Genomic DNA, 19,928 nt, shown 5'->3' with positions numbered 1-19,928 from the left:
GTTCTTCTCTAATTACCGTTTGCCACCAGACTTATTTCCGCGAGATTGATTTCCCCGTGATTTGTTACCACCAGACTTGTTACCACCCGATTTATTCCCGTGAGACTGATTGCCACGCGACTTGTTGTTGCCCGATTTATTTCCCTGTGATTTGTTACCGCACGCTTGGTTGCCTGCACTGCGATTCCCTTGGGAACGATTGCCGCCAGACTGCGTATTTTGTGTTTTATTCCCTTGGCTTGTGTTTTTACCGTTGTTGCCGTTGTTATTGTTGTTGTTGCTGCTTCCGCGAACCAGAGAGACGGATTTCACATGTTGTAAAGGAATACGTATGATCTCCTGATTTTTCATCGTCAGAATTAATTGATTCTGGTTGGCATCGGCCAGAATGCCTTCCACTTTTTCCGGGCCTCCACGGTTGATCTGTACAGGACGGAAGCGAAGTGCCTGCATAACGCCAAGGAATGTGTTCGCCGGAATCGGATTCCCCATAGGTCCTCTGGCTCCGCCGGAACGACCTGTGTCAGTAATACTTTTGACATGAGCATCATTCACATACACCATACCTTCTTTGCAGCTCACAGCCATGTAGTCCCAGCGTACATCCATTAATGTGCCTTGGATTGAATCGGGTCCACCACGATTAATCTTGACTTCTCTTCCAACCAAACCTCTCATTCCCTGACCATTCATAGACATTGTATTTTGCCCCTTCCCAGATATAAGTTCAGATAGGCCGCTGACGGTTGTTCGTTGATGTTTGTTGAATCCCTGCCACTCGTCATTGGAGTCTGTCTGTAGTTTAATCATATGTGTACCTAGCATCTGAGGAACCAGCAGACAACCATTTGTATAGCAAATTGGCAGTAATCTATGAGAAAAATGGTAATTTATAGATTAGTGTGATATGTTTTCAGCATATTTACATTGTGACTTCGCGGATGGTTCCATAAATGGGCTGTGCATTCGCCCTTACGGTCTGCTGTGCTTGTGCATAGGATGATGTAATAGCCTACGGGCTTAACTCACAGGTGACCGAAAGGCGGATGGAAATGACTCTACCTGTCTACCACATCCATGTGTCGACGAATGAATACCAGCGATTAACATCGAACATATGGTCAGAAACGTTTGTGAACGGCACGATGCAGATGGACGGCAAGCAGCTTCCCATTCGAATTCGGTACCGGGGTGGGCATACACGCGCTTATGAGAAAAAATCATTCGAGATTCGCACGGCAAGCCGTACGTTCCACTTCAATGCGGAATATGATGACCCTTCACTGTTACGGAACGCACTCTCATTCCAGTTCTTTGAATCCATTCGGGTTCCGGCGCCTGCTACGCGCCACTGTGTACTTTATCTCAATGATCAACTCGCAGGGGTGTATGTAAGAATTGAAGGCGTGAAGTCTTCTTATTTTCGCCAGCGGAGAATGCCTGTTCGGAGTATTTTCTATGCCGTCAACGACAATGCCAATTTTGCATTATCAACCGGATCAACTCATTCAGAAAACAGCCAGTTATCTGGATACAGCCTGATCCGCGGCAATACAGAGGACCGCCAAAGGCTACGCAGGTTTATTCAACAATTGAATATGAAGTCCAAGATGGATCTGTTTCGTTTTTTACAATCGCGGGTGGATATCGATAACTATTTGCGATGGTTGAGCGGCGCTGTACTGACAGGCAACTTTGACGGATTCCATCAGAACTATACATGGTACGAAAAAGTGAAAAGTGGAAAATACGGTATCCTTCCTTGGGATTACGAAGGGACTTGGGGGAGGAATTGTTACGGCGCCAAGGTCAATCCGAATCTGGTTCGCATTCAGGGGTACAATAAACTTACGGGGCGTTTGCTCGCATTCCGCACGTTCCGTGAGCAGTATAAGAAGCTGATGAAACAACATTTGGAGGGTACCTTTACGGAGAAAAGAATCATGCCGTTAGTATATCGATTACACGATGGAATTCGGGAAGATGTAGAGAACGACCCTTATATGAAGTGGCCCATGAATGTTTTTCTGAATGAACCGGAGAAGATTCGCACGTATGTGAGAGAGCGCCGTGAGTACGTGGGCACCGCGTTAAAACAGCTGTAAAAGGATGCCCAGGCAACGGGCGACGCTGCCTCGGGTATTTTATTTTGATAAGCCAGCATGTTTTTGAGCAGTCGATTGCAGGTTAAAATTTGAGGTTAATACTAAGAATGAGAAGAACATAACGGTGTGCAGATGGAAAATGCGATATAATAGTCGTATTGGTTACGTGAAATTTTACATAGCTTTAAAGAAAGAGAATAACGGAGCTGATGGTGTGATTGTAATGCGGTATCGCCAGTAACGTGCTCCGGGCCGGAGGAATGGGAATGCTCAAGCTGTTCGTTCACTTGAAAAAGTACCGGGTCGCCGCCATTGCAGCGTTAGTTATGATGCTGATTGAATTAACGGTGGAGCTGGCTCAGCCTTATCTGATCTCGAAAATCATTGATAACGGCATCCAGCAGGGAGACCTGGCCGTCGTATGGATGTGGGGGGGCGTGCTGGTTGGCAGTGCGGTCATCGCATTTGCCGCCGGAATTGCAAGTTCATTTTTTGCCTCACATGCGAGTCTTGGATTCGGGTATGATCTGCGAGAGAAGTTGTACGACAAGATGCAAACGTTTTCCTATGCCGTGTTTAACCGTTTTGCGACATCATCGCTAATCACCCGGTTAACCGGGGATGTGACCCAGGTGCAGGATACCATCTTTATGAGTCTTCGCTTCATGACCCGTGTTCCGCTTGTAGTGATTGGGAGCATGATTATGGCAGTGGTGGTCAGTCCGAGGCTGGGATTGTTGCTTGTTGTTATGGTGCCGGTGTTGCTTGTTGTTGTGATCTGGATGATTAAAAAGGCAGCGCTGCTGTTCCGCAATGTGCAGCGCAGACTGGATGCCGTGAACGGTGTCATCCAGGAGAATCTGACAGGCATCCGGCTGATCCGTGTTTTTGTACGGATGGGCCACGAGATTGAACGCTTTGCCAGCTTCAGCGGCAAGCTGATGAAAGGCACGATCTCCGCGCTTCGCCTGACGGAGACCACGATGCCATTCATGCTGCTGATGATGAACGGTTGTATTATCGCCGTGCTTTGGTTTGGACGAAAGGATATCGTATCAGGTTCGGCAACCGTGGGTGAAGTCGTTGCGGTTATTAACTATTTGCTACGTACCATTGGAGCAATGTCGGCACTCTCATGGATTTTGGTCACCTTTTCCCGGGCGAGCGCTTCAGCACAGCGTCTGAATGAAGTGTTTGAAACCGAGGATACGTCAGAGACGGAGCGTACGGGTCAACGGGAACAGGCCGGACACACGGATACCCAAAGTTCATTGAATCATGTGCATAGCTATGGCTCCGATCAGCATAAGCAGGAGCAGCGTACCGTACAAGGTGAAGTTGAGTTCCGCGGAGTGGGTTTCAGTTATCCCAACAGCGAGATTAAAGTGCTGGAAGATATTACGTTCTCTGCAAAAGCAGGTGAGCGGATTGCGATTATGGGAGCTACCGGATCAGGAAAATCCTCGCTGGTGCAACTCATTCCACGTTTGTATACGGAAGAACAAGGTGAGGTGCGCATTGATGCTACAGATGCATCCGAGCTGGATCTGCCGACCCTTCGTAAAGCGATTGGTTATGTTCCTCAGGAAGTCGTACTGTTCACGGGTTCTGTGCGTGAAAACATTGCTTGGGGACGAGAAGATGCCACGATGGAAGAGATTGTGGAAGCGGCCAAGCGGGCTCAGATCCATGAGACCATTGAGCAGTTGCCGAACGGGTATGATACGTTGCTCGGTCAGAGGGGGGTTAACCTTTCGGGCGGACAAAAGCAGCGCCTCTCCATTGCGAGAGCTTTGGTGCGCCGTCCAAGCATTCTTATTCTGGATGACAGCACAAGTGCGCTCGATGTAGCTACTGAAGGCAGACTTCTAGATGCACTTGAAGATCTCTCCTGCACAACGTTTCTGATTACACAGAAGATCAGTTCAACCACTTCCGCCGATCTGATTCTGCTCCTGGATGATGGACGCCTGATTGGACAGGGAAAACACGAAGACTTGATGGAGTCGTCGGAGTTATACCGCCGAATTCATGAATCACAATATGGGGAGGGCGCACAGTATGTTCAAAGCACTCATTGAGCCTTTCCGTCAGCCACAGCCTGTTCTGGATTCCGAGTCACTCCGTTCAGGGGGTCGGCGTAAACCAAAAGTGAGAGCCAAAAACTGGTCAGGCACGCTTGGTCGGATCTGGAGTTACCTCTCACGCCGCAAAGTCAAGCTTTCACTTGTGCTTCTGATGGTATTTGCCAGCTCTGCGCTGGCTCTGCTTGGGCCTTATATGGTCGGTGTAGCAGTGGACCAATTTATCTCTGGAGATGTGCCCAGTTCAAGTTGGACTTGGTTTCTACTCGGACTGGTAGCGGTGTATGTGCTCTTTTCACTCACATCCTGGCTCCAGAATATTTGGATGATTGAAATTGCGCAGGAGACCGTATTCCGTATGCGTTATGATCTGTTTGCTCATCTGCATAAGCTGCCGATTCCGTTCTTTGGGAAGCGCCAGCAAGGTGAGATTATGAGCCGGGTCACCAACGATATTGAGAACGTCAGCAGTACGCTGAACAGCTCAGCGATTCAGATTTTTTCGAGTGTGTTAACGCTAATCGGCACATTAGGTGTGATGTTGTGGCTCAGCCCGTTGCTCACGTTACTCACATTTATTGTTGTACCTCTAATGGCTCTGGGGATGCGCTGGATAACGCGCAGAACGGGTCCGCTTTTTAAAGAGCGGCAGCGAAATCTGGGGGAACTCAACGGTTATATTGAGGAAACGTTATCCGGACAGCGGATCATCAAGGCCTTTTCGCAGGAAGAACGGGTCATTCGCGGCTTTGAGGAGCGTAATATGCGCATTCGTATTTCCGCATTCTGGGCACAGACGATTTCAGGTTTTATTCCCAAACTGATGAATGGACTCAACAACCTGAGCTTTGCAATCGTCGCGGGGATTGGCGGTATTTTGGCGATACAGGGTTCCGTTACGGTAGGGGTTATCATTATTTTTGTGGAGTACGCGCGTCAATTCACACGTCCGTTGAACGATCTGGCGAATCAGTGGAACACGCTGTTGTCTGCGATCGCAGGGGCAGAGCGGGTGTTCGAGGTGCTGGATGAGGATGAGGAATCCAAGGATGAAGGGGCTGCCATTGCCTTGGATAATATTCAGGGCAACGTTCGGTTTGATAAAGTCTCCTTTGGATATGATGAGGGTCGTGATATTCTGCGTGACATCAGTTTTGAAGCAAAGCCGGGCGAGATGATTGCGCTGGTCGGTCCAACAGGAGCAGGCAAAACAACGCTGATTCAACTTCTGTCCCGCTTTTATGATCCGACAAGTGGAACGATTACCGTCGATGGGCACAAGATGACAACCATTCGGCGGGAAAACCTGCGGTCGCACATGGCGTTTGTATTGCAGGATTCATTTTTATTCCAGGGAACGATTCGTGAAAATATCCGGTTCGGACGTCTGGATGCAACCGATGAAGAAGTGGAGATTGCCTCCAAGCTGGCGAATGCACATTCCTTTATTATGCGAATGAAGAACGGGTATGACCGGGTGCTTCAAGCGGATGGGAGCGGTATTAGCCAAGGACAAAAGCAATTGCTTGCTATTGCCCGGGCCATCCTGGCTGATCCGTCCATTCTGGTATTGGACGAGGCGACCAGCAGCATTGATACGGTGACTGAGATCAAAATTCAGGAGGGATTGGAACGTCTGATGCATGGCCGCACCAGCTTTGTTATTGCCCACAGGCTGAATACGATTCGTCAGGCCGACCGGATTCTGGTACTTAAGGACGGGAAACTGCTGGAGCAGGGTTCACATGATGAGCTGCTGAAACAGGGTGGATTTTATAGTGATCTGTATAACAGCCAACTGCGGAAGAAAGCACAGTAGAGTGTAGGCTGGCATGAAGCAAGCAGGAGAGTGGGACTTAGGCTAGCGATGTAACAGCAGAAGGATTGGAGCTCGGAAGGGGGCTTCAATCCTTTTTATATATGTTGATATGTGCAGTGAAGAAAAAGATATTGATCCTTGACAGAGAGGAAGTCACAGTTGTATATTTAGCTCATGAATAGTTAGATATCTAATATTTAGATATTTGATCTGTTCGAGTAAGTAAGTAAGTAAGTAAGTAAGTAAGTAAGCGAACAGTGATGAAACAAATTAAAGAGAAAGAAAAACAGGAAGGAGAGAATTCATGCGCGAAAATACGCCGTATTCGGATCTGTTTCAAACGATTGGAATCAAGATCAAACGCAAAGCCGATGAGCAGGTTAACGAACTGGGATTGAACGCACAGCAAGGAAGAATCATTGGATATATCTACGAGCATCAGGACGAAGGATTAATTCAGAAAAATCTGGCTGACGCATTCAATCGCAGAGATGCAACGATTACAAGTATGTTAAAAGGACTGGAGAAGAACGGTTATATCGTTCGAAAAATTCCTGCTGACAATGAACGGCAAAAGAATCTGTATGTGCTGCCGAAGGGCGAGCAGGTGATTCAAGATATAGAGCAGATGTTTGCGACCGTGGAGAACGAGATCGTGAAAAGTTTGACGGATGAAGAGCAGGCAACATTGATGCGTTTGCTGACCAAGGTTAATCAGAATTTATAAGTTTGATTACGGTAACTGGGGATGTATAGAGCAGATGAACTGCTCTTCAGCAAAAACTTAGAATTCAAACTATTAATGTTCTATTAATCAAGTTGTAAATGTAGCTGTTATTGTGGCTGTAGTTGTAAATGTAATTATGAACGTAAATGCATCAAGCTGTATATTTCTTTGCAGAATATTATGAACTTCGATTCGTATTTTTTTAAACAAATACTTAGAACTCTAATTGTTAAAGGGTTAAGAAAGGTGGAAGTTACCATGAAAGAAAAACATTCAAACTCCTATTATCTGGACAAAGCGCCTGTCCACAAATCGATTATGCATCTGTCCATTCCGATGATGCTTGGTATGTCTGCGGGGACATTGTACAACCTCATCAACGCGTTTTTTATCGGTCTGGTTCATGATACGGGCATGTTTAGCGCCATTACGCTGGGACTGCCGATCTTTACGGTATTAATGGCTTTTGGCAATATGTTCGGGGTCGGAGGTGGCACATTCATTACACGTTTAGCGGCAACAGGGGAGCAGGAAAAAGCGAAACGAGTTGCAGGGTATTCCTTTTATTCCAGCTTGGGTATTGGTTTGCTCATTGCCCTGATTGCCTGGTTATTCACCTCACCCATTGTTCAGGGACTGGGAGCGGATCAGGCTGTATATGAATACACCAGTCAATATGCCATTACACTTTTGGCAGGCGGGGCTATCGTTATTCTCAATTTTACACTGGAACAGCTGGTTCGCTCGGAAGGCGCATCCAAAGAATCTATGATCGGTATGTTTATCAGTATTGCAGCCAGCATCGTTCTGGATGTGCTGTTGATTCTGATATTGAATTGGCATGTGATTGGAGCCGCCTTATCCATTGTATTAGCCAATGCATGTTCCGCGGCCTATTATGTTTGGTTTTTGTCCCGCCGCAGCGAGAATTTGAGAGGGTTTCTGGGACATTGGAAACTTCAGGTCAAAGACCAGATGGAAGTATTCAAAATCGGAGTTTCCGAGTTGCTACAGACCTCTTTTCTAATTGTATCTACACTACTACTGAACCATTATGCCATGATCTATGGAGAAAACGTAGTCGCGGGATTCGGTATTGCTTTACGGGTTGTACAGCTTCCCGAGTTTCTTGCAATGGGGATCTTTATGGGGATTATCCCACTGGTGGCACACAGTTTCGCGAGTAAGAAGTTTGGTCGTTTAAAAGCCACGTATAAACAGGCCTCGCTATATATCGTCGGTATTGGTGTTCTGTTTATAGGCGTTGTATATATGTTCAAGGAACCTGTCATTCGGTTGTTCTCTTCGGATGTAGCCGTACTGGAGGCGGGAAGTTCAATTCTGGTAGCGATGTTGATCTCTGCTCTGTTCACTGGATTAACAGGACTGTTTACAGGCATTTTCAAAGCGGCAGGAGAAGGCATACCAACCAATGTCATGGCGATATGCCAGGGTACACTGTTTATTCCGGTAATTATCGTATTCCATAAATTCTATGGCCTTACAGGTATCATCTGGTCTATGACAGTAACGGAGATCATTACAAGTGCGCTGGGACTCATCCTGTTTGCTTACCACTACAGACGCGTGAATAGAATGCACAAACAGGTTGCTGTTTGAAAGGAGATGTACATGGATATATACTAATGCTTTTAATGGTAAAATATACCATGACGTGATAGGAACAGGTGGATATACTGAAATGAGTTTATTGTTCACAAGGAGGTTGTCCATCTGTTTTGAAAAATCCCAAACTTGCATATCGGCTTATATTCTTCAATATTATTTATGGATTAACGCTTGTAGCCTATCCGTATGCACTGATGATTAGTTTGTTTTTTTATGGCTATCGGGAGTCTGGTGACCACCCATTGTTAGATACGATAGCAGCAATCCTTATGGCTACGTATCCCATGGGTGTATTATTTTCCTTCGTATGCTGGGCGTTCTATCATTCGGGCAAAAGCAAGTGGGCTGTCGCAACTGCAAATTTGTTTCTGGTCTGGTTAGGGGCTTTTCTCATTGTACTGCTTCTCTCGGATTCATTGTTTTAATAGAACAATGTTGATCCTACCAGTGATTCCATAGTCTTCGTTCCATAAAAAGTAAAAAGGGCGAAACCGGATAAAGCCGGCTCCGTCCTTTTTCACGTACTCGTTTAATTCATGTACTTGTTCATTTTTCGTTTTCCACAATCCAAACTTCAGTTGGTGACCTTCCAGTTATGCACTTCCCGAACTTGTAATGGCTGATTCCTGCGAATGAAATCTTCTACTAGTGCAGCCATGTCCGTGGCGCCTTCGTGTAGCACCTTTTTGCCTGGATACATCGCATAATCTCCACCGCCTGCCGCGCGGTAACTGTTCATCACGACGGAGTATGTACCATCCATCTCCAGCTGTTTTCCATCACGTTCCAGTTTCACGACACGGCTGCCTACAGGCTTGGAGATGTTCAGTTCGTATTCGATGCCAGCCCACATGTCGTAATTGTAGTGTTGAGGTTTGGGCTGCATATACGCCGGATTTACGATGACTTCCCCCGATACGTTCAGTTCGAAGTAACGTGCAGTCTGCTCCAGAGCATCCCGAATATCCTTGCCGCTCAGTTCGAGCACAGTCAGGGTATTAGGGTAAATGAAGTTGGACAAGACATCACGCACTGTAATCTGGTGGCCGAATCCGCGGGCTTCTTCACTAAGCATTGCGGTATTGGAGAGCTGTGCCCCTGTCGCTTCCATCTGAACCTGGTGTACAAAATCAATAAAAGGATGCGCCTGAAGCCGCAACTGTGTGGCACTGGATATCGATAAATCCCCGTCCCCGTCTACTTCGCCAATCGGCTGATCGAGCCAAGTTTGTGCCGAAGCTTCCAGCTCATTAGTTAGCTTCATTACAGCAGGATCAGGCCTTAGATCAGGGTAATCCTCAAGCAACAGCAACTTCGCTTTTTTCTCCGTTACCACCCATTTGCCCGTGTCCGGCGATTGCTGAAGTTGCACAGACACTTGACCTAATCCACTGCCATTAAACCCTGGTTGAATTACAGTTACTCCATGGATTTCGCCGGTCAATTGGCGATGCTGATGACCCGTCAGTAGTATGTCAATGCCATCAATCTCTCGGCAGATGGCATATGCCTGATTTTCCCCCGTTAAGCGCTCCGCGGGTTCACCCGTCTCCAGATCACACTCGAATCCCCCATGATAACTGACCACCAGTACGTCGGGTTGTTCATGTTCCCGAATGTACTTCACCCAAGTACGAATCGTATCCATCGCATTCATGAAATGCAGCCCTTCAATATTTTTCGGATGCTCCCAGTTGGGGATGTAATGGGTGGTTGCACCGAGCAAGGCGATTTTTACACCAGTCGAGAGCGTCTTGATCAGATACGGTTCGCCAAAAGCCGGAATACCTGCTCCTTCAGGAGCAAGCGGCAGTTCTGCAATATTGGCAGACAGCCAAGGAAAGGAGGAACCTTCCACCGCACTGCGTAACAATTCCTGGCCATAGTTAAACTCATGGTTTCCCATCACTGCGGCATCGTATCCAAGCTCATTTAAGACGTGAATAAAAGGATGTGCCTGCGCTTTGGGTGCATGAGAAGCTGCATAAGAAGCCAGAGGGGAGCCTTGCAGCAAGTCTCCGTTATCGATTAACAGTAATTCAGGCGAACGTTCACGTTCCTGCCGAATCAGGGAAGCCAGCAAAGCAAGACCGGCATGACGATATGCGTTGGTATTGTAATGGACCGGGCGAATCGCCCCGTGAAGGTCACTTGTGAACAAGATATCGAAGTTTGTCGTAGGGGGAATGCGTGTCATTTTACAATCTCCTCTAATATATAAGTTTAGATATATGGCATAAACCGTAGAAAGAAGCAGAAAAACTAGCCTGAATAACGGATGTTAAGCCTTAATCCAAGCGTAATTTCTCCGAATTCATCGACGATAATGAGCCTATTTTAACAGAAGAATGTCACGTTGACAGCCTGCCAAGAAACTTTACAAAACTCCAAATTTCGTTTCACATCACGCAAATATTTGCCAATTATAGTAGACAAGTATTGAAAATCAGAAAAACTTTTGGAGGGTGTTCGATTGAAGAAGTCTGCTTTATTTTTACCATTGTTGATTTTGGTACTGTTCCTGAGTGCATGTGGGTCTAATGCTACATCCAATTCGTCAAATGGCGCTGAAGCCAATTCAAGCGCGTCCGGCACATCAACCGAAACAGCAGAGAAAGACAAAACCGCTGAAGGTTATGTACCTACGGAACTGACAGTGCAATTCGTTCCTTCACAGAATGCAGACACCCTTGAAGCAAAAGCAAAACCGCTGGAAAAACTGCTTGGCGACAAGCTGGGTATCCCGGTGAAAGTCAGCGTATCCACGGACTACAACACGATTATCGAAGCGATGGCTTCCAAAAAAGTAGATGTAGGTTTCCTGCCTCCGACGGCTTATGTACTTGCGAAAGAAAAAGGAGCAGCACAAGTCATTTTGCAAGCACAGCGTTTTGGTGTGAATGATGAGACTGGCGCTCCGACAGAGCAACTGGCAGATTCGTATAAATCGATGATTATTGTCAAAAAAGACTCTCCGATCCAATCGGTTGAGGATCTGAAAGGTAAGAAAATGGCTTATCAGAACGTAACGTCTTCCGCTGGTTATGTATGGCCTGCAGCCTTGTTGCTGGATCGCGGCATTGATCCGCTCAAAGATGTACAGCCTGTAACCGTTAAAGGCCATGACCAAGCTGTTCTTGCCGTATTGAACGGTGACGTAGATGCAGCAGCTATTTTCCAGGATGCCCGTAACACGGTTTCCAAAGACTACCCGAATGTGTTCAAAGATACACGAGTACTTGCTTTCACTGAGCCTATTCCTAACGATACGATCGCCGTTCGTACCGACATGAACGCAGATTGGACAGCGAAGATCAAACAAGCCTTCATCGATATCGGTAAAGATACAGAAGGCCACAAGATCATCAAAGAAATCTACACGCACGAAGGTTATGTGGAGTCCGATGACAGCAAGTTCGATATCGTTCGCCAGTATAACGAGAAAGTGAAAACCGAGTAGTTTTTCGTTCCAACAAGCCATTCGTGACTTTGCACAGTGAACAGGCCAGTTCAGCGTAATTGACGCTGTTCTGGCTTGTGCCGTTATTATAAGTTTCTGCTAGGGAACAGCGGAAACGATATATGTTGAACTTTTAATTTACACAACAACGGAGAGGGCAGAAAAAACCTGGAAAAGCGGAGCGTTCGCCTTTATCACCGGATTTTACCCTTTTAGAAAAGGGGATCAAAAAAATCTGGGGATAACAGCGATTGTAAGGTTATTCTGTCATCGAAGTGCCTGTGTAAATCATCCTTTAGTTCAACTTATATCGATAAATATTATGGATGAAAGAAGGATTAACGCGATGATTGAGCTTCACAACGTGACCAAAACGTATGCAAACGGCACGAAAGGCCTCAATAACATAAATTTGAAATTTAAGCAGGGAGAATTCATCGCGGTAGTCGGTTTGTCTGGTGCAGGCAAATCCACGTTGCTGCGGTCGATCAACCGGCTGCATGATATTAGTGAAGGTGAGATTTTGATTAACGGTAGCTCCATTACCAAGGCACAAGGCAAACGCCTGCGTCTGATCCGCCGGGATATCGGCATGATCTTCCAGAGCTTCAATCTGGTGAAACGATCCAGCGTGTTGCGCAATGTACTGGCTGGTCGGGTGGGGTACCATTCCACACTTCGTACCATTTTGGGTCGTTTTCCGAAAGAGGATGTAGAACTGGCCTTTGATGCATTGGATCGGGTGAATATCTCGGAGAAGGCTTACTCTCGTGCAGATCAGTTGTCTGGTGGACAACAGCAGCGTGTGGCGATTGCCCGTGTACTCGCTCAGGAAGCCAAAATTATTTTGGCCGATGAACCGGTGGCTTCACTCGATCCGTTGACAACGAAACAGGTCATGGATGACCTCAAACGGATTAATCAGGATCTCGGCATTACCACGATTGTTAATTTGCACTTTATTGATCTGGCGAGAGAATATGCGACACGTATTGTTGGTTTGCGGGCAGGAGAGGTTGTATTTGATGGTCCGGTGGAAGAAGCGACGGATGAGCGTTTTGCTGAAATTTACGGCAGACCGATTCTGGCGGATGAGTTGTTGGACAAGCAGGCTGTGCATGAGCAGGGAGAAGTGCTGGTATGAAAGGACAATCCAACGTTTCACTTGAACATGAAGGGCGCTCAGGTGCAGGCAAGGAACCTGGCTCAAGCCCGAAGCAGATCGTGAATCGCCCCAAACCACCGGGGAAGACCAAACATCTACTGACGCTAGTCATCATTGTGCTACTCTTGTGGGCGAGCGCCAAGCAGACGGATGCGAGCTTTGCAGAACTGTTCACGGGTGGCCCGGAGATGTGGAAGCTGCTGAAGGAGATGTTTCCGCCGCGCTGGAGTTATTTTGACAATATCGTACAGGGCATGCTGGAGACGATCCGTATGGCTTTGCTCGGGACAACCATCGGTGCAATCATTGCTATTCCTATTTCCATCATCTGTGCAGGTAATTTGGCGCCGAGCCGCTGGATCTATTATCCGGCACGCTTTCTATTAAATCTGATTCGTACGGTTCCTGACTTGCTACTGGCAGCGTTGTTCGTTGCTGTATTTGGACTGGGGCCGGTTCCGGGTATTCTCGCACTGGCTGTATTCTCGGTAGGTCTGATCGCCAAGCTCACCTATGAAACGCTGGAGACGATCGATAAAGGGCCGCTTGAAGCGATGACCGCTGTGGGCATGAACCGTATTCAGCTTATTGTCTATGGTGTCGTTCCGCAACTGGCAGCCCAGTTCACGTCTTATGTGCTGTATGCCTTCGAAATTAACGTACGTGCCGCCGCCATCCTTGGACTCGTCGGAGCGGGTGGTATCGGACTTTATTACGAAGCGACACTTGGATTCCTGGAGTATGACAAGACGAATACCATTATTATTTTCACACTAGCCATCGTTCTGATTATCGACTATGTGAGCACTAAGCTGCGGGAGAAATTGTTATGATGAAAAATGAAGCGAGCCGTATTCGGCCAAGACCCAAACCACGGAAAAATCCGCTGCGCTGGCTTATCATTCTGCTGTTAATTCTGGTCTATGCATGGGCGCTTGCGGGCGTACCCTTTACCGGATTCAAGGAAACCGCCGGACAGATCATGAAAGCTATTATTGCGGGTATTTTCTCGCCCGACTGGAATTTCGTTTATTTGCCGGAAGGCGAGGATTTGCTGCGCGGACTGCTGGATACTCTGGCGATTTCTGTGCTGGGTACTGTGATCTCCGCTGTGCTCTGTATCCCGTTCGCTTTCTGGTCTGCACGGAATATGAGTGGACATCGGGCGATCTCGGGTGCGGGTAAAATGATGCTTAGTTTCATCCGTACGTTTCCCGAGATTATTATGGCCCTCTTGTTCATTAAGGCCGTAGGTCCCGGATCATTCGCAGGGGTGTTAGCCCTTGGACTTCACTCGATCGGGATGCTGGGTAAACTGTACGCGGATGAGGTTGAAAATATTGACTACGGCCCGTCCGAAGCGTTACTGGCTTCCGGAGCGACCCGGTTGCAGCAACTCTGGTTTGCCATCTTGCCGCAGGTTATCCCGGGTTTCCTGAACTATACGTTGTATCGGTTCGAAATTAATGTTCGTTCTGCCACGATCCTCGGTGTGATCGGCGCAGGCGGGATCGGAACACCGCTGATTTTTGCACTCAGCACACGCAACTGGCCGCGTGTCGGCATTATATTGCTCGGCATTATCGTGATGATCACGATAATTGACCTGATCTCGGGGTATATTCGGAAGAAACTGGTGTAGGTGACGGAATGAAGTGGTAGAGAAAAGGACTATCTTTTGCTGGATGATACGGCAGGAGGTAGTTTTTTTTGATTTAAAATAAACAGGCTCTAAATCTAGCGATATATTAATAATTCCTTATATTTCAGATGAAATAAGTAGTGAAAATATATTTTCAATTTGTTCAATTCTCTATTCAATTATTTGTAAGTTATTCCGATTTTGATATGAGAAGGAGGTGAATTTCATTTTGAGAATTATTTTACCTATTATTGCATCGATATTGAGTATTGGAGGAGGATGGCTTTTTGGTTATTTAATAATGCTATTGATGCTATCTGGAGATGAAGGTCTCATTATCTTTGACGTTCCTCCAGCAAGTCATACTCTCTTGTATCTTGTGTTAACACTTCTTCCGTTTGTTGTCGCGGTGTATGTACTTAACAAGAAGGAGAAGTCAGGAATAATTGGAACCATTATCGTTTGTTTTATAGCATCTGTTGTAATGTATTTTATAGTAGTTCCAAACCAAGTTGCAATTCTCGACTTCTTTAGAACGCCTTCGAAACATGTACAATCGGAGATTCAAAGTCAAGTGCAGCACATTATTGATGAACAACAGTTGCCTTATGTCATAGACCAGAAGGAAAGTGAGAGCCGGACCGATCACGAAGTCATACGAACCGTTGTTTATATGAGAAAAATACAAGAAGGAGATATAGAAAAAAATGAGGTAAAGCCATTTGTTAATACAACATTTGAGACGGATGTTAAGCTAACTTTTAGGGGCCGAGCGGAAGATAATTATGTAACAGTTGTAATTGACAGGGGCAAAGAAATATATTGTACAAATGAGTCTTATTGTAGGTAGATGAGTCGGAATTAACTATACATATTTTTTCCCGCTCGCAAGAATTTTTAGTTATCATTCATTTACCCGTATAAGATACCGATGCTCAAAGAGGCGTGGGTTATTATACGGATTATTTTGTTGATTCTAAAGGGCATTCTAAGTATTGCTGAAGGACTCGTATCATACTGAACATGGCGCTAACGCTGTTCCCATTTGTTGTTGTGGTGTATTTCCTTAAGCGAAAAAAGAATATGTGTTCATTAAAATGATCGTGTAGCTGTTTATCGCATCCTGGATACTTGGGTTTATATGGTTCATTAATTCTTAGAAATTAGATATATTGGTAAAATTAGAGTGTCGTCTGTGTTACAATTTTAGTAGTGGCGAGAGTAATAGATCGTGTCGGTGTTGCCTGTTGAATATAGCAGCTGACAAGTTGGAACGTACATAATGATGTTGGATATATGGCTCGACACGTTAACTTTTAACGTTAAAGTCGACCTTTTTGCAAGGAGGTAACTATGCTATGGAAACATTTTATTTGATATGGATCGTCTTTATGGTGCTTATATTGCTGTACCGAATGATCTTTCAGAAGTTTAAAAAGCATAACCGGGAAAATATCGGACTCAGTGCGATTCTTATTATTTTTATAGGTAGCGGCGCTTCATTTACGCAGATGAACCTTATTTTTGTCATTGGTATCTTGGCCTTTGCGGCTTATTGTGCGGTGTGGAACAGTATTCTTTTTGTAAGGGACGGTTATGAAAATCCACGCCTCAGATGAGCTGATTCAAAAAACGACAAAGACCTAAAAAACTACAAAAAAACCGAAACCACCGCTGCCTGTTTTCTGACCGCCGGACTGGTTTCGGTTTTTCGTTATTGCTTTTAAGCTTGCTTACTACTAGACTAGCTCGCCAATGGCAAAGCAGCTTTGCTGACTTGTACCGTGACGGTTTCCGTGTTAGTTACGCCAGCGGCATTCACAAGCTCGGCACGATACGTGTATGTTCCGTTCGCACGACCGTTCAGGTCGGTTTTTGCCGTTTGAGTAGATGGTGTAGCAGCGTTCAATGCTTGCGTATCGATCAGTACGTCATTTTCATAGAGGCGATACTCGGTTGCGTTGGTTCCCCACCAGAGGTTCATCGTTACGGTGTAGTTGCCATCGCCGTCCCAGTTGTTTTGAGACAAAACGGCTTTACCTGGAGCCGCGTTCGCAATGAGAACCGTTAACTCGTCACTGCGAGTAGCACCTTTGTCGTTGATCAGCTCGGCAACATACGTATAGGTTCCGTTCGCTTTGTCTTTAATCGCCGTTTTAGCAAACTGTGAAGAAGGAGAAGTTGCTGTTAACTTTTGCGTATCCACAAGGACACCGTTCTCATACAGCTTGTACTCGGTGGCATTTTCACCCCACCACAGATTCATGCTAACGTTGAATGAACCATCAGACAGCCCGGTGGTATGTCCGTTATCGGAAGAAAGCACCGGTTTGCCCGGCGCTCCTTCGGCTGGAGTAGAAGGATTTTCGCCTCCACCTTGTTCTTCCGAAGCTACAATGTCATCCAAGCTTCTTGGTTTCAATTGATAGACATCTTTGAAAATGGCAGACACACCTGTGATATCAATCTTGTCACCAGCAACATAAGGGAAAGTCGTTTCGCTCACACCAGTACGTGTATCCACACGCACATGTGTGCTTGTCCCGTCCGCAGCTACCGCATCGAATTCAAATGAACCGGCAGGTGTAGCGCTGATGATGTTCTGAACTGTTACATTTTCCAATTGAACGAGTTGACCTTGATTCGCATCATTGATGGCTGTAACCAGCGCTGGAGCTGGAACAGAAGCGGTTCCAGTTTTCTCAATCGCAACCACATCGGTTAATTCGAACTCGCTGTTGTAGATCGTTGTGGGCGCAGTCACTTTCACTTTGTCACCTACATCGAATCCGCTCGTGTGCTGGAACACGTAGATTCCCGCTGTATCATCCTGAAGATAGAAGGCTTGTCCACCGAAAGAACCCGGTTTCGTTGTGACAACACCTTCAACGGTAACTGTAGTGCCAACCGCTTTGGTGCGTGCTTCGGCTACGCTAATGGTTGCTGGAATTGGACCTTGTTCTTCAGGCAGTGGCTCTGCAGGTACGTTAGCAATGCTTACCGCACTGGTAATCAGGTTGCTACCGTTCTGACGCAGACGTAAGCTGGCGTTACCATTCGTACCTGGCTTGATGCGTACATTCAGATCTTTGATCCCGCGTCCGTTGCTATCTGATGTTACACTAAACGCCGAGCTGTATCCGTATGAAGTTGGCCATGTTCCACTGTCATTCTGGATCATAGCTACCTGTGTTCCACCTGTCAGATAAATACCGGCACTGTAACCGGAAACGGTAGTGTTTGGAGCCATATTTTCTACAACCACACGAATCTGGAAGTCTTCGGCATTCGGCAATGTATCTTGCTTCACGAAGCTGTACGCTGCGTTAGCACTGGATGCAGGGCCACCATAAGAGCCTGGCTTGAACGTTGAACGATCATACCACTTGTATCCGGCCGCAGGCGCAGCCCAAGGTTCAGCTTGCGGTTCAGTGGAAGCCGCTGGCTCCTCGAATGGTAACAGCGCTGTAGCTGTATCCAATGTAAGGCCGTTTACTTCGGACAGCTTAGTATAGTTTTCTTGTGTCGCCAGCCAGTTTACCGTATTCACGAGTAATACAGCATCATCGACTTCTTTGAAGCCGTCATATGTTGTTTTGCGTGTGCCTGTTTCTTCGCGCAAATATTTCGGGGATGCATCTTCCACCGGGGAAGAGTCACCGATGAAGGCCGCTTTACCTGCACCCAGTTTGGATACAGCGACATAAGGACCTTCTTCGATCCCGCCACCGTTATATACACCTTGGTCAACGGCGTTATTCCATTTGGCATTGGTTTTTGGCAAGTACACAATACCTTTGGCTTTCTCCGGATCTGTGATCGCCAGCGTGGAGCCTGCGTGCATCGCTACCGCAGATACGCCTTCGGTAATGCCGAATGCTTGATTCGCAGGTACGATGATATTGGCGTTAATATCCCCGAGTGCGTTATACCGGAAACGTACGCCGAAGTTATCGGACAACCAGTCCGTGCTGGTTACATCTTGCATGGCTGCTGAATTGCGCTCATCTGTGCTCATGCCTTTGGTTGGGTCTTCATATGCACCGCGGCGATAGCCGTTAATGACTTCAGAGCCATCCCAGCGGTTTTTGTTACGGTCGGCATTGTAGTGATCTCCAATGAAGAAGATGCTGCCGCCGGATTCAACATATTGTTTCAATGCCGCCTGTTCAGACGTTTTGAAAGGAATTTGAGGTTCTGCAATGACAAATACGTTGTATTCTTTCAGATCATCATAGGTAAAAGGTGTCGTTTTGCGCAGTTCTTTCACATAATAACCGTCGTTCGCCAGAGCATTACCGAAATCCGAGAAGCCACCATCTATAACCCAATCGGCTGCTCCGGCAGTCTGACCGTGCGAATTGTCGAACAGCACTTTCTTACCAGCGTTCTGGTTAACGACCTTGGCTTGAATGAATGGTGCCGGGTCTGTCGGTCCTTCCGCATGAACCGAAGCATCTCCGTTCCATAATCCGATCTGAAGTGGCAAAGCCATGGATAATGCCAGGAGTGATTTTAACCAAACTCCCCGCAAACGTTTCATTTTACCCAACCAAATCCCTCCCAAATATTAGTTGATTCATGAGTTCGTCCATATTCTACCACATGAAAATCTCACATAGTCATAACAAATTGTAAAAATTAGATCGAACTTTGTAAAATTAGGCATTTTGGCATATGAATAGGTCGTTTGGATTATTGGTTGTTACAAGAATGGAAATAATAATGTGGTGGATAACGGAGTAGGGGAACACAACGTAAAAAAGCCATCTCTACGAGATGACTTTGGCACGAATACGATTGACGGCGTGGAAAACGGAAGATTTGATCATGCCTTCACTGCGGTTCACCATCTGGGCTGTTTCTTTAATGGAATACCCGTGGATCAGGCGCAGCTCCAAAATTTTGCGATGTTCGGTATTGTGGATATGGGAGACAATTTCGTTAACTCCTTCATTAATCTCCATCTGAGGAGTATCAACATGGTGAGCAGGGGTTTCCAGCCGGCTGTCTCGGCGTAAGGTCCGGGTACGTCTGCGAAAGCTGTCCATAGCCAGGTTACGGGCGATGCGTTTAAGATAATAGAGAATGCGGTCTTCAGGGATATGGACAGTGACGTTCATGAGACGGATAAAACAATCCTGCGCCAAGTCTTCCGCATCCTGCGGCTGTTTGACGATTTGGGATAGATACCTGGTGATTTCTGATTTATAGTTAATGTAAGCATCATTAATCTGTGTGTGGTTCATAAGATGTGAATCCCCCTTGGATATGGATCAAACCTTGGTTCCGGTCCG

Annotated in this window: 16 protein-coding genes; 12 read left to right on the top strand and 4 right to left on the bottom strand. The window is 46.4% G+C overall.

The features are described 5' to 3' along the window. Positions 1-12: 12 nt before the first annotated feature. A complete protein-coding gene (locus tag H7T88_RS15495; protein WP_154890671.1) occupies positions 13-810 on the bottom strand; it encodes an LSm family protein in 798 nt (265 codons plus the stop codon). A gap of 236 nt (positions 811-1,046) precedes the next feature. On the opposite strand from H7T88_RS15495, the gene H7T88_RS15490 reads away from it, so the two are divergent. The 6 genes from H7T88_RS15490 (at position 1,047) to H7T88_RS15465 (ending at position 8,789) form a co-directional block, all read left to right on the top strand. Then, the gene (locus tag H7T88_RS15490) at positions 1,047-2,105 is read left to right on the top strand and encodes a CotH kinase family protein (protein ID WP_154890672.1); all 1,059 of its coding nucleotides are present in this window, start codon (positions 1,047-1,049) and stop codon (positions 2,103-2,105) included. Positions 2,106-2,365: 260 nt separating this feature from the next. Then, entirely contained in the window at positions 2,366-4,186 is a 1,821-nt protein-coding gene (locus tag H7T88_RS15485; protein WP_221789344.1) for an ABC transporter ATP-binding protein, read from the top strand. Next, the gene (locus tag H7T88_RS15480; protein WP_221789195.1) at positions 4,167-6,008 is read left to right on the top strand and encodes an ABC transporter ATP-binding protein; all 1,842 of its coding nucleotides are present in this window, start codon (positions 4,167-4,169) and stop codon (positions 6,006-6,008) included. The genes H7T88_RS15485 and H7T88_RS15480 overlap by 20 nt, the downstream gene beginning before the upstream one ends. A 304-nt stretch (positions 6,009-6,312) precedes the next feature. After that, positions 6,313-6,735 (top strand): MarR family winged helix-turn-helix transcriptional regulator, encoded by a 423-nt coding sequence (locus H7T88_RS15475; RefSeq protein WP_154890675.1) that lies wholly within the window; start codon positions 6,313-6,315, stop codon positions 6,733-6,735. Positions 6,736-6,993: 258 nt separating this feature from the next. Then, positions 6,994-8,355 carry an MATE family efflux transporter gene (locus H7T88_RS15470; RefSeq protein WP_154890676.1) on the top strand — a complete coding sequence of 454 codons (1,362 nt, stop codon included), beginning with the start codon at positions 6,994-6,996 and terminating at the stop codon, positions 8,353-8,355. Positions 8,356-8,474: 119 nt separating this feature from the next. Continuing rightward, positions 8,475-8,789, top strand: coding sequence for a hypothetical protein (locus H7T88_RS15465; protein ID WP_154890677.1), 315 nt, complete (start codon positions 8,475-8,477; stop codon positions 8,787-8,789). Positions 8,790-8,938: 149 nt separating this feature from the next. Here the strand turns inward: H7T88_RS15465 and H7T88_RS15460 are convergent, their stop codons facing one another. Then, positions 8,939-10,561: a bifunctional metallophosphatase/5'-nucleotidase gene (locus H7T88_RS15460; protein WP_154890678.1), complete on the bottom strand. Its 1,623-nt coding sequence runs from the start codon at positions 10,559-10,561 to the stop codon at positions 8,939-8,941. Positions 10,562-10,837: 276 nt separating this feature from the next. Between H7T88_RS15460 and H7T88_RS15455 the strand changes: the two genes are divergently transcribed. The 6 genes from H7T88_RS15455 to H7T88_RS15430 all read left to right on the top strand — a co-directional run bounded on the left by H7T88_RS15455 (position 10,838) and on the right by H7T88_RS15430 (position 16,250). Then, entirely contained in the window at positions 10,838-11,824 is a 987-nt protein-coding gene (locus H7T88_RS15455) for a phosphate/phosphite/phosphonate ABC transporter substrate-binding protein (RefSeq protein WP_154890679.1), read from the top strand. A gap of 346 nt (positions 11,825-12,170) precedes the next feature. After that, a complete protein-coding gene (gene phnC / locus H7T88_RS15450; protein ID WP_090917664.1) occupies positions 12,171-12,968 on the top strand; it encodes a phosphonate ABC transporter ATP-binding protein in 798 nt (265 codons plus the stop codon). Further along, positions 12,965-13,822: a phosphonate ABC transporter, permease protein PhnE gene (gene phnE, locus H7T88_RS15445; RefSeq protein WP_260510943.1), complete on the top strand. Its 858-nt coding sequence runs from the start codon at positions 12,965-12,967 to the stop codon at positions 13,820-13,822. Before phnC ends, phnE (H7T88_RS15445) begins: the two co-directional genes overlap by 4 nt. Beyond that, complete coding sequence (gene phnE / locus H7T88_RS15440; RefSeq protein ID WP_090917666.1) at positions 13,819-14,631, top strand: phosphonate ABC transporter, permease protein PhnE; 813 nt, start codon at positions 13,819-13,821, stop codon at positions 14,629-14,631. The genes phnE (H7T88_RS15445) and phnE (H7T88_RS15440) overlap by 4 nt, the downstream gene beginning before the upstream one ends. A gap of 229 nt (positions 14,632-14,860) precedes the next feature. Further along, on the top strand, positions 14,861-15,481 hold the full coding sequence (locus tag H7T88_RS15435) for a hypothetical protein (protein WP_221789194.1): 621 nt from the start codon (positions 14,861-14,863) through the stop codon (positions 15,479-15,481). A gap of 508 nt (positions 15,482-15,989) precedes the next feature. Further along, a complete protein-coding gene (locus tag H7T88_RS15430; protein WP_154890682.1) occupies positions 15,990-16,250 on the top strand; it encodes a hypothetical protein in 261 nt (86 codons plus the stop codon). Between the two features lie 125 nt (positions 16,251-16,375). On the opposite strand, the gene H7T88_RS15425 is transcribed toward H7T88_RS15430, so the two are convergent. Both H7T88_RS15425 and H7T88_RS15420 read right to left on the bottom strand, forming a co-directional pair. Further along, the gene (locus H7T88_RS15425) at positions 16,376-19,174 is read right to left on the bottom strand and encodes a chitinase N-terminal domain-containing protein (RefSeq protein ID WP_221789343.1); all 2,799 of its coding nucleotides are present in this window, start codon (positions 19,172-19,174) and stop codon (positions 16,376-16,378) included. A 229-nt stretch (positions 19,175-19,403) separates the two neighbouring features. Further along, positions 19,404-19,880 (bottom strand): RNA polymerase sigma factor, encoded by a 477-nt coding sequence (locus tag H7T88_RS15420; protein ID WP_090917672.1) that lies wholly within the window; start codon positions 19,878-19,880, stop codon positions 19,404-19,406. Between the last annotated feature and the right edge of the window lie 48 nt (positions 19,881-19,928).

The organism is Paenibacillus cucumis (ex Kampfer et al. 2016), from assembly GCF_019748695.1.
GTDB lineage: Bacteria > Bacillota > Bacilli > Paenibacillales > Paenibacillaceae > Paenibacillus > Paenibacillus polysaccharolyticus.
Note: the sequence above shows the minus strand (reverse complement) of the source record. Positions and strands in the feature narration are given on the sequence as shown.